Genomic DNA, 11,079 nt, shown 5'->3' on the forward strand with positions numbered 1-11,079 from the left:
CCCGTTTCCTTTATTGTTTTTGGATCCTGTCCATGCCCAGTCCCGCCGTCATTGTCCTTGATTTTGAAACCACTGGCATGTCTCCTGCCTACGGCGACCGGCCGATCGAGGTGGGCGCGGTACGCATCGAACACGACCGGATCGTCGACCGCTTCCAGGAGTTGATGAATCCCGGGTTTACCATCAGCTGGTTCATTGAATCCCTGACCGGGATCAGCAACGACCTGGTAGCCGAGGCCCCGCCCTGCGAGGAAGTCATGACCCGTTTTGCCGATTGGATCGGCGAGACCCCGCTGGTTGCCCACAACGCCGGTTTTGACCGCAAGTTTCTCGATGCCGAGCTGGCCTTGGTCGGCAGGGAACGAACCAATCCCATGGCCTGCACCGTGCTGGCAGCCCGCCGTCTCTATCCTGAGTCACCCAACCATAAACTGGCAACCCTGGTAAGCCACCTGGGCATCTTCACCGACGGCACCTTCCACCGCGCCCTCGCCGATGCCGAGATGACCAGCCATCTGTGGATCGCTATGACCGATCTGCTCTGTAGTCGTTACAACCTCAGCGAGATTCCCTTTGCCCTGATGCAGGAAATGACCCGGATCGGCCGGAGAAAAGTGGATCGCTTTCTTCGAGGGTATACGGAACTGCACGCTGGCAACCCCATGGAGACGGCATGGAGCAGATAACGGAAACCGGCCCCTCGACAATCCGCCAGCAGATCATCGAGCTGCTGGCCGCCGAAACCCTTGGCGCGCGCGAACTTTCCCAGGAACTGCACCAGAGCGAAAAAGAAATCTACGCCCACCTTGAACACATCGAGCGCAGCCTCAAGGCCGAGGGCAAGCGGCTGGTGATCGAGCCGCCAGTCTGCCTGGGCTGCGGCTTTGTTTTTGAAGAGCGTCAACGGCCGCAACCGCCGGGTCATTGTCCCCGGTGCAAAAAGACCCGCATCCGCCGCCCCCGCTACAGGTTCGGCTGAAGTGTTCTCCACTTACTCTTGCCCATGATGGATGCATGATTCTGCTCAACGCCCTCTTCCCGGTCCTGGCCTTGATCCTCTTCGGCGCGGCAGTCAAACACTGGCGGATTACCGACGTGGCGTTTCTCCGCACCTCGGACCGGCTGGTTTATTTTGTCTTTTTCCCCCTGATGCTCTTCTGGAAGATCGGCTCGGCCCCGCTCCAGTTTGACGACGGCTGGCGCTACCTGCCGGCTTCGGCCCTGGCTGTCCTCGGCGTCTGCGGCCTCAGCCTGGTGTTTATCCGCTTCCTGCCGGTGGCCGCGTTCCAGGCCGGTTCATTCAACCAAGGCTGCTATCGCTTCAACACCTACATCGGCATGGCAGTGGTCATCAACGCCTTCGGCGAGGCTGGGGTGCAACTGTACGGTATTCTCATTGGCCTGATTATCCCGATGATCAATGTCCTCTGCGTCTCGGTGCTGATCTGGTATGGTGAGGACGCCCGTAACCAGGGCAACCGGCTGACCGCCACCCTCAAGCACCTGCTGGCCAATCCGCTGATCATCGCCTGCGTCGCCGGCATCCTCTATTCCCGGTTAATCGGCTCCTTTGCCGTACCCATCGACAACACCCTCAAGCTGATGTCCCAGGTCACCCTGCCGCTGGCCCTGTTCTCCATCGGCGGCAGCCTCACTTTCTCCAATCTCCGCGACAACATGGGCCTGGCCCTGGCCTCGGCTGCGTTCAAACTGGCGGTGCTGCCACTGCTGGGGCTGTTGCTGCTGTGGCTGTTTGGGGTCACCGGCCTAGCCTGGAAGGTGAGCATGCTCTTTTTCGCCCTCCCCACCTCGACCGCCATCTATATCCTCTCCTCCCAGCTCCATTCCGACACCGAGCTGGCCTCGGCGGTGATTGTAATGTCGACCCTGCTGTCCTTCGGCTCGATGGCGCTGATTTTGTTAATCGTGGGATAACTTTTGTAGGTATTATGAAACGATCCATCCTCCTCAGCTTTTCGATCGCAATCACTGTGAACGCCTACGCGCAACAAAACGCCAATTCACTTAACCCCGCTAACATCATTGTTGCTGCGCGCCCTGACGTCCAATGGGACATATCAACATTTGTTGAAGGAGACTTCAATGACGACGGAAAGAAGGACTATGCCATTATTGGTTACAAAGGCGCTGGAATCGTTCTAGCTGTGCGCACTACGTCAGCACAACGTGGCGAAAGCAGCAAAACGCAGTATTTACCATTTGACATCAACCCATCAATGCAGGCAGCCATCTGCGAAAAACCTGCTACACTCCATGTCGAGAAGCAAGTATGCAGCCCAATAGACGAACCGCTCCCTGGATGCAAGCCTTCGAACACAGCAAATTCACTGAATTTAATTGGGGGTGCTTGCGATCCAATTCGTCTCTAATGGAACCATAAAACAAAGCGAATGGAATGGTGGCGACTTTGACACCAAATTCTTAGGTTATCGCTCCAAAACCTGGACGATTTCAACCGTGGTGAACAGCCACTTGCCGTCGATGGAGCGCATCTCGGCCCGAAGCTCATGGACATCGGCCACCTTCCCGCCCGCGCCCTCGCCGCGCAGGCGGATGGTGCCGCGCACAACAGCGGTTTTTTCAGGAGTTATATCGATGGTGATATCGTGCAAGGAGACCTTTGCCTGGGTATAGAAACCACGGACCATGAGCAGACGGTCCTGGATCTGCTTGCGCGGATATTCGCCCGCATGACTGGCGGATGCCACCGTCAGTTGGCAGGGGTCGCTGAACAAGGCGGCGATCTGCTTGGCCTTGAACAGCGCCTCGATGGACTTTTCCGCCGGTTCCTTGGATCCGGCCTCCTCGATCACGGCCAACTGCTGGCGAATCGCCCGTTCATCGCTCGGCCAGAAGCGGAAGGCACCAACCGCCGCGACCAGGACGATCAGCACGAAAACAAAAACCTTTCCGCTCACCACACCACACCTCCCAGAATCCGCTCCTGCTCCACCTGGCCCACATGGTGGCGGTCCAGGGTCACGGCGCGGTTATCGCCCACCACATAGACCTTGCCCGGCTCCACGGTGCGCGGAGCCAGATTCCAGTCCGAAGGCATGCGCACATACGGCTCTTTGACCCATTGCCCGTTGACAAAGAGCGACCCGTTTCGAAATTCGACCGTGTCCCCGGCCAGTCCAATGATCCGTTTAAGCAGCGTCACCCTTCGTCCGGCAAATCGGATCACCACCACATCGCCCCGTTTGGGTTCCGACACAAGATAGCGCCCCCGCCAGCAGAGGTTGAAGCCGCCGTCGTCATAGGTCGGCTCCATGCTGTGACCCTCGATGCGCAGAGGGATCAATATCTGGGTAAAAACAACCACCGCCGCCAGGGCAACCAGCAGCAGCCGAAGAATTAATTTCCTATTCAAATCGGGCAGCATGAAACGACGGAGCCTGGAAGTTGCCATGATTGACCGCGCTATTGGGTAGTTTGAAAGAGTTGGACATTGGTCTCCAGCATTGGGCCCGCAAGCAGATCGTCCATGGCCCGCACGAAAAGGGCCGTCTCCGTGCTGGGGACGGGGTAAACGGTGCTCCTGCCATCATTGCCGCAACACCAGAAGACGATCACCACGGTACCATACATCACAAGAGGAGGCCGCAAAAAGAGGGCCATCTCTGTGCCCGGATCTCCGTAGCCTGTTGTCGGAATGCAAGCAAAAGCCGGTTCCCTCTCGACCTCCTCCCTGGTATGTTGGCCGATAGTGACCCCGCCGTTATGCCGGACTCGCTTCAGCGGCAAAAAGGTCGTTTTCAACCGCAGTCAGGAGATCCATGCACTTTTCCGATTTGATCACCCGCAGACAAAGCGTACGAGCTTATGTAGACCGGCCGGTGGAGCAGGAAAAACTCGACCAGTTGATCGAGGCGGTCCGCCTGGCCCCTTCCGCCAGCAATTCCCAGCCATGGAAACTGATCCTGGTCACCGATCCCATCCTGAAAGACCGGGTGGCTCGGGCAACCTACAGCACCCTGGTGTCATTCAACAAATTCGTCCCCCAGGCCCCTGCCCTGGCGGTGCTGGTCATCGAAAAACCCAAGGTGATCACCCAGATCGGGGCCCGGCTGAAGGATAGGGAATTTCCCCTGATCGACATCGGCATCGCGGCCGCCCACTTCTGCCTGCAGGCGACCGAACTGGGACTGGGCACCTGCATGCTCGGCTGGTTTGACGAAACGGCGATCCAGGAGCTGCTGCAGATCCCGAAACACAAGCGGATCGGGTTGCTCATCAGCCTCGGCTATGCCGCACCGGATAACCCCATCCGCCAAAAAATCAGGAAAACCACTGCAACCATGAGCAGCTCCAACAGGTACTGAGCCTTCTTGCCCGCTGACATGACGGGCAATCCACCTCACACCCTTTCAGCAACGATTCCCGCAGCACCATCCCCCAAGAGAGAACCGCATTCTCTGCGCGGTTTTTGGTACCTCTGTCGTAACACCCATTCAGGTATACAATAAAGAAGACAGAAGAAAAAAAGCACGGATCATCTTCGAAAGAAGGCCTGCTTCGATTCCGTCCGTGACGGAAAGAATTGTTCCCAAAAAAAACACCCTATTCCTTTTTCGCTTTTATTTCGTGAATCTACCCCCCTATAATACCCTCACCGACAACAACCGCCCCTTCTGCGAGCTGAAATGATCAACAACCTGCTGCCTTCCCGCAACCTCTCCGCCTTTGCCAGCGAATTCAAAGTGAACATTTTTCACCTGGTACTTTCCTCCCTGGTCATCAACCTCCTTGCCTTAGCCATGCCGATCATGATGCTCCAGGCCTATGACCGGATCCTGCCCAACTATGGCTTCGGCACCCTGACCTTGCTGGTCACCGGCGTGATCATTGCCGTTCTCCTGGAAATATTGCTCCGCCTGACCCGCTCCTACCTGACTGCCTGGTCGGGCGCGGTCTTTGAACACACGACCTCTTGCGAAGCCATGCGCCACATCCTCAACTCCTCGATCCAGGCCTTCGAACGCCAGGGATCGGGTGCGTATCTGCAAAAAATGGCGGCCATCAGCCGGTTGCGCGGCTTCTACTCGGGCCAGGCCCTGCTGACCATCGTCGACCTGCCGTTCATTTTTATCTTCCTCTATCTCATCTGGTACATCGCCGGCGGCCTGGTTCTGGTGCCGCTCACCCTTTTCGTGCTCTTCTGCCTCCTGGCCTGGTATGTCGGCTACTGCTTGCGGCAGCAAGTGCAGGAACAGGATTTCAGCGGCAAGATCCGCTACAATTTCATCATCGAGACGCTCTCCCACATTCATACCCTCAAGGGCATCGGCCTGGAAAAATTCTTCCTTCGCCGCAACGACCGGCTCCAGCAGCGCATCTCCATGGCCCACTATCAGGTGGCTTTGACCACCAACATTGCCCAGAATTTTGCCACCCTTTTTGCCCAGATCATGACCGTGGCCGTGGTCTCGGCGGGCGCCCTCAGAGTCATCCACGGGGATATGGGCACAGGCGGTCTGGCAGCGTGCATTCTTCTCTCCGGACGGATCATGCAGCCGGTACAGCGGGCCCTGTCGCTCTGGACACGTTTCCAGAGTTTTTTCATCGATCAACAGGAGCTGCGCGACATCTTTGCCCTGCCGGTCGCCGAATACAACGATCCCCGCGGCATGCAGAAACCGGAAGGCCGGGTGGTGCTCGATGGCGTCGATTTCTGCTATGGCGAAAATGCGCCCCTGCTGCTGCACAACCTCACCCTCAGCCTCAACCCTGGCGACTCCATCGCCGTCTCCGGGGCGGCCGGCTGCGGCAAAACCACCCTATTGCAGCTGCTCACCGGCATCCTCCGTCCCAGTGCCGGGATCCTGACCGTTGACGGCGTTGAGCCGCACCTCGTCAATCCGGCACTGCTGAGCACCCACGTTGGGTATCTCCCGGAAAAAGGAGCTATTTTCTACGGCACCATCCGCGAAAACCTGACCTTTTTCGGCGCCACCATTGAGGAGGACGCCATGACCGCCGCCCGTTTTCTCGGGATCGACGAAGCGGTGGCTCTGTTGCCGGAGGGGTATGAAACCATGCTCACCGACGGCGTCACCGATCCCATTCCACCGGGGCTGAAACAACGGATCGCCATAGCCCGGGTTCTGGCCAATAAACCGCGGGTCATTCTCTTTGACAATGCCGACCGGGGTCTGGACAAGAACGGATACAACCTGATCTTTTCCGTTCTCGGCCGCCTGAAACGGCGGACGGTGCTGATCATTATCTCCGATGACCGCAACATTCTCCGTCTCGCCGACCGGGAGTATTTCATCGTCAACTCCACCTTGCAGGAAACCGCGCCCACCGACTCCAAAATCCATGGTGTGCTGCCCTTCCGGGAGTTCAGTCTATGAGCGGCGAAGCCATGTATCTTAAAACCGCCCAGTCAATGCGGGCCATCCTCGAACCTCCCGGCTGGCTCGGCCTTGACCGAATCTCCCCCTTTGCCCGAGCGCTGCCCTTTCTCCTGGCTGCCCTCGGTTGGCAGAGCGGCATCAGCCGGGTCTGCGAATCCCTGCCGCACATGCCCGGCGAACTCGATCGGGTCGACTTGATCAACACCATGATCAACCTGGGGTTCCACGCCCGCTCAACCCGCATCCGCCTGCACCACTTCGACCAGCGCCTAGCTCCCTGCCTGTTCATTGCCGATGACCGGAAAAATGTGCCCGGCATGCCCTTGGTGCTCATCCCGGGTCCAGAAGAATCCGGACTCGCCAAGGTGTATAACCCCGCCGACGAGTCCATGCTGTCGCTGACCGATCTTCCCGATCAGCCCGGAACCCTGTATGTTTTTTCGTCCCAGAGCAAAAAACTCATCGCTCAAAACCGGTTCAGCGCCAATGTCGACGCCAGCCCTTTCCGCTGGTTCCGCAGCCTGACCCGTCGATTCGACTCAATTTTTCTCCAGACCTTCGGGGTCAGTTTCCTGATCAATATCCTGGCGCTGGCCTCTTCGCTCTTTGTCATGGTGGTCTATGACAAGGTAATCGGCAGCCGCTCGGTCGAGACCCTCGAACATCTGGTGGTCGGTGCCCTGATCGCCATGATCATGGAAACGTGCCTGCGCTACCTGCGCGCCCGCTCCCTGGCCTACTTCGGGGTGCGGATCGATGCCATCACCAGCCAAGCCATCTTTGAACGGTTACTGTTCCTGCCGCCCCGGCTGATCGAAGGTTCGTCCATTCCCTCCCAGGTCGCACGGATGCGCGATTTCGACTCGATTCGCGAATTTTTCACCGGCTCGACCAGCGTCAGTGTGCTCGAACTGCCCTTCACCCTGATCTTTATTACCGTCATCGGAATCATTGGCGGCCCGCTGGCCTTCATCCCGATAGCCCTGGCCCTCTGCTACATTGCACTGGCCATGATCATGCTGCCCAGGATTCAGGCGAGCACCGAACACGGCGCCGTCGCTTCGGTGCAACGACAAGCCCTCCTTGTTGAAACCATGAAAAAAAATCGGGCGATCAAATACCACGGCCTTGGCGAAACTTGGCTGCAGCGTTTCCGCGAAGTATCCGGCGAGGCCGCTTTGACCTCATTTTCCTCCTCGTTCCTTACCTCGATCATCGAGGCTGTTGCCTACGGACTCTCGATCCTGGCAGGTGTTATGACCCTGACCTACGGCATCTGGCTGGTCTGGCAGGGACAGATCACCACCGGCGCCCTTATCGCCTCGATGATGCTTGTCTGGCGGGTTCTTTCACCCTTGCAGGCTATCTGCAATTCCCTGGTCCGCATCCGCTATATCTTCCGCAGCGTGGCCCAAGTGCATAAACTCATCAAGACTCCGCCCGAATCCAGCCCCTCCTTCAGCCAGGCCCAAACCATCAAGATCAACGGCCAGATCACCTTCACCGGTGTCGGCCTCCGCTACACCGGTGACCGGGGACCGATTCTGGCTGGACTCAACCTCGACATCCAACCAGGCGAAATCATAGCCATAACCGGAGCATCAGGCGCAGGCAAGACCTCGCTGCTCAAACTGGCCAACGGCCTGTATCAGCCACAAATAGGGTCAATACTTATTGATCGACTGGACATCCGGCAGCGCGACCCGGTCGAACTGCGCAAATGCATCAGTTACGTGCCCCAGGTGGTGGAATTGTTTCATGGCACCATCGAGAAAAATTTGCGCATGGTCAAACCGGACGCCTCCGATCAGGAACTGCACGAGGCCCTTGCCCTGGCCGGTGCCCTGGAAGAGGTCAATGCCCTGCCGGCCGGACTCAATACCTTTATCGGCGACTACCGGTCCGACCAGTTGTCGTCAAGTCTCGCCTTTCAGCTCAGCCTGGCCCGCGGTTATCTGCGCGATGCGCCTATCATGCTCTTTGACGAATTTCCCTCGGCGGTGCTCTACGGCATCACCGGGCAAAGATTCCGGGAATTCCTTAACCTACAGCGCGGCCGCAAGACCATCCTCTATATCACCGAGCGCAGAGCCGACGTTCTCCTCGCTGACCGGCTGGTCTACTTGCCCGGAAATGGACAGGTTTTGGCCGGCAAACCGGCTGAACTGCTTGATTCCCTGCAATCCTGACCAGTACATACATCGACCTACCCAAGGACAGACCGACCATGGCACAGAAAAACGCGGATACAACCAGACAACTCAGAATCCTCTCGCAATCAGCGATGCTGGAGGAGGCACGCACCCCTTATTTGATCAGGACCACCACCTTGATCATCTGCCTGTGCTTTATCTGCTTTGTTATCTGGTCCGCCTACGCCCAGATAACCGAACGGGCAACCACTGCTGGAACCATTATTCCTTCGGGATATGTGCAGACCATTCAGCACCTGGAGGGCGGAATCGTCGAACGAATTCTGGTGCATGATGACGACCGGGTCCACAAAGGGCAGATCCTGATCCAGCTTCGCGGGGACGAACAGACGCGCGATGTCAACCGGCTGGCCAACAAACTGCAACTGCTGAACCTGCAGACTTCCCGGCTCAAGGCCTTTCTCAGCGGCGACCATGCTGCGTTCGAACGATTGAGCAAGGAAAATAGTGAAGCCGGCTCGGCTCAGAAAGACATATTGATCAGCATGTCCGAAAGCCAGCGTCAGGAACAGGAAGTGCTTAAACAGCAGATCATCCAGAAACGCGAACAGGTCAACCTGCACAAGCGTGAACTGGCAACTGCCCGGGAAGGATTGCGCATTGCCGGTACCGCCTTTGCCACCCAGGATAAGCTGTACAAGGAACGCCTGGTCTCAGAGACGACCTACTTGGCCGTTCTCCGCGATAGAAATGAACAACAGGGCAAAGTCGACACCTTGGTGATCAGGATCAGTCAGGCCGAAGATTTGATTGATGAATTCGAGGGCCGCCTGCAATCCCTTGTCGCCGAAGGCCGCAATAAGGCCCTGCATCAACTCGAAACCGTGGAAGCCGATCGAGCTGAAACCTCGGAAATGCTGGAAAAAATCCAGCTGCAGGCTGAACGGCTCGCCGTCCGCTCACCGCTGGACGGCATTGTCAAAGGACTGGAAATCCACACCGAAGGCGGGGTGATTCAATCTGGCCACAAGCTCATGGAAATCGTGCCCACTGAAGGTGAAATATTTGCCGAAGTTCGCATTTCGCCCAATGACATCGGCCACATCAAAGTCGGGTATCCGGTCATTGTCAAGATCAGCAGCTATGATTTTACCCGCTACGGGTCAGTCGACGGAACGGTCAAGGGACTGTCGGCTACGACCTTTGTCGACGAGAAGGGGCAAAGTTTCTACCGTGGAGTCATCACCATGGAGAAAAATTATCTGGGTGAACAACCCGGCAACAACATGATCCTGCCCGGAATGATCGTCAACGCCGATATCATCACCGGCACCAAGAGCCTGCTGGAATATTTTCTCAAGCCCATTCACCGGGCCCTTAACTCAGCCTTTACTGAACGTTAGCCTACCCTGCACATCTAAGGAACACGTATGATATCCAGTCCACTCAGCACATCCGCCGTCCCGCCCCGACCAACTTCGGTCCTGGTGGTGGAAGACAACCCCGCCGCCTTACACCTGGTGGCCTCCATTCTCGAAAAAGAACAATACGCCGTGACCAGGGCTGTCAACGGCCTGGAGGCCATGCAAATCCTCGAGGAACAACCCGCCGGTTTCGACGTCATTCTGCTTGACCGGATGATGCCGGTAATGGACGGAATGGAGGTGACCCGCAAGATGCAGGCCGACAGCCGGCTCCGCTTCATCCCCATCATCATGTTGACTGCGGCCGATAAACCCGAGGAGATCAGCGAGGGCATCAAGGCGGGGGTTTTTTACTATCTGACTAAACCCATTGAGCGCAAGACCCTGCTTTCCATCATTTCCTCGGCGGTCAAGGAGGTCAAGCATCGCAAGGCGCTGCAAACCGAAATGCGCCGCCATCGGATGAGTTTCGGCCTGATCCAAGTCTTAAAGGGAAGTTATCGCACCCTGGATGAAGCGGAAAGCATGTCTTCATTCCTCGCCAACTGCTTTCCCGATCCGGAACGGGCGTTGACCGGGGTCTCCGAACTGCTCATCAATGCAGTGGAACACGGCAACCTGGGGATTAACTATGATGACAAAACTGAACTCATGGACCGCAACGACTGGCGTCAGGAAGTCGAACGCCGTTTGCAAGCCCCCGAGTACCGCGACCGCCAGGTGACGGTGATTTTTGAACGAAAAAATGACTCCTATTATTTACAGATCACCGATCAGGGCGAAGGCTTCAATTGGAAGGGCTACTTGAAATTTGATCCTTCCCGCGCCACCCATAACCATGGTCGCGGCATCGCCATGGCTAACATGATCGCCTTTGACCGGTTGCTGTACAATGAGCAGGGCAACCAGGTGACAGCCATCATGGAAAAATCTGATGCCGACTCAACCACCGACGATTACTGGAGTTAAAAGATTTTTGTCCAATATATCAGAAAGATCCTTCGTTCACGGCACACAACAATGCTCTCTCCGGCAAGAGGGGACCACCGGCTGCCCGGATGTGCAGCACATCGAATGCACGGTTTTTTAATCAATATCGGAAAAATTTTGTCACTCAGT

The 11,079-nt window shown here is 57.0% G+C and carries 12 protein-coding genes; 9 read left to right on the forward strand and 3 right to left on the reverse strand.

All coding sequences use genetic code 11. The features are described from left to right. Positions 1–32: 32 nt before the first annotated feature. The 4 genes from ACHZCX_RS03815 to ACHZCX_RS03830 are packed head-to-tail and all read left to right on the forward strand — an operon-like array spanning position 33 to position 2,390. The gene (locus ACHZCX_RS03815; protein ID WP_319585901.1) at positions 33–686 is read left to right on the forward strand and encodes a 3'-5' exonuclease; all 654 of its coding nucleotides are present in this window, start codon (positions 33–35) and stop codon (positions 684–686) included. After that, entirely contained in the window at positions 674–979 is a 306-nt protein-coding gene (locus tag ACHZCX_RS03820; RefSeq protein ID WP_319585902.1) for a transcriptional regulator, read from the forward strand. Before ACHZCX_RS03815 ends, ACHZCX_RS03820 begins: the two co-directional genes overlap by 13 nt. Positions 980–1,014: 35 nt before the next feature. Continuing rightward, complete coding sequence (locus ACHZCX_RS03825; RefSeq protein WP_319585903.1) at positions 1,015–1,935, forward strand: AEC family transporter; 921 nt, start codon at positions 1,015–1,017, stop codon at positions 1,933–1,935. Positions 1,936–1,949: 14 nt separating this feature from the next. Then, positions 1,950–2,390: a hypothetical protein gene (locus ACHZCX_RS03830; RefSeq protein WP_319585904.1), complete on the forward strand. Its 441-nt coding sequence runs from the start codon at positions 1,950–1,952 to the stop codon at positions 2,388–2,390. A 57-nt stretch (positions 2,391–2,447) separates the two neighbouring features. Here the strand turns inward: ACHZCX_RS03830 and ACHZCX_RS03835 are convergent, their stop codons facing one another. From ACHZCX_RS03835 to ACHZCX_RS03845, 3 genes are read right to left on the reverse strand one after another with little or no spacing between them, the layout of a single operon-like run. Further along, positions 2,448–2,939 (reverse strand): hypothetical protein, encoded by a 492-nt coding sequence (locus ACHZCX_RS03835; RefSeq protein WP_319585905.1) that lies wholly within the window; start codon positions 2,937–2,939, stop codon positions 2,448–2,450. Beyond that, positions 2,936–3,433 (reverse strand): signal peptidase I, encoded by a 498-nt coding sequence (gene lepB / locus ACHZCX_RS03840; protein ID WP_319585906.1) that lies wholly within the window; start codon positions 3,431–3,433, stop codon positions 2,936–2,938. Before lepB ends, ACHZCX_RS03835 begins: the two co-directional genes overlap by 4 nt. Before the next feature lie 11 nt (positions 3,434–3,444). After that, entirely contained in the window at positions 3,445–3,783 is a 339-nt protein-coding gene (locus ACHZCX_RS03845; protein WP_394708748.1) for a hypothetical protein, read from the reverse strand. Between the two features lie 17 nt (positions 3,784–3,800). On the opposite strand from ACHZCX_RS03845, the gene ACHZCX_RS03850 reads away from it, so the two are divergent. The 5 genes from ACHZCX_RS03850 to ACHZCX_RS03870 all read left to right on the forward strand — a co-directional run bounded on the left by ACHZCX_RS03850 (position 3,801) and on the right by ACHZCX_RS03870 (position 10,929). After that, complete coding sequence (locus ACHZCX_RS03850) at positions 3,801–4,346, forward strand: nitroreductase family protein (RefSeq protein WP_319585908.1); 546 nt, start codon at positions 3,801–3,803, stop codon at positions 4,344–4,346. Positions 4,347–4,667: 321 nt separating this feature from the next. Then, complete coding sequence (locus ACHZCX_RS03855; RefSeq protein ID WP_319585909.1) at positions 4,668–6,380, forward strand: ABC transporter transmembrane domain-containing protein; 1,713 nt, start codon at positions 4,668–4,670, stop codon at positions 6,378–6,380. Beyond that, positions 6,377–8,572 carry an ATP-binding cassette domain-containing protein gene (locus ACHZCX_RS03860; protein WP_319585910.1) on the forward strand — a complete coding sequence of 732 codons (2,196 nt, stop codon included), beginning with the start codon at positions 6,377–6,379 and terminating at the stop codon, positions 8,570–8,572. Before ACHZCX_RS03855 ends, ACHZCX_RS03860 begins: the two co-directional genes overlap by 4 nt. A gap of 38 nt (positions 8,573–8,610) precedes the next feature. Continuing rightward, positions 8,611–9,939: an HlyD family type I secretion periplasmic adaptor subunit gene (locus ACHZCX_RS03865; protein ID WP_319585911.1), complete on the forward strand. Its 1,329-nt coding sequence runs from the start codon at positions 8,611–8,613 to the stop codon at positions 9,937–9,939. Between the two features lie 27 nt (positions 9,940–9,966). Then, positions 9,967–10,929 carry a response regulator gene (locus ACHZCX_RS03870; RefSeq protein WP_319585912.1) on the forward strand — a complete coding sequence of 321 codons (963 nt, stop codon included), beginning with the start codon at positions 9,967–9,969 and terminating at the stop codon, positions 10,927–10,929. Positions 10,930–11,079 lie beyond the last annotated feature (150 nt).

The sequence above is a fragment of the uncultured Desulfobulbus sp. genome, from assembly GCF_963662935.2.
GTDB lineage: Bacteria > Desulfobacterota > Desulfobulbia > Desulfobulbales > Desulfobulbaceae > Desulfobulbus.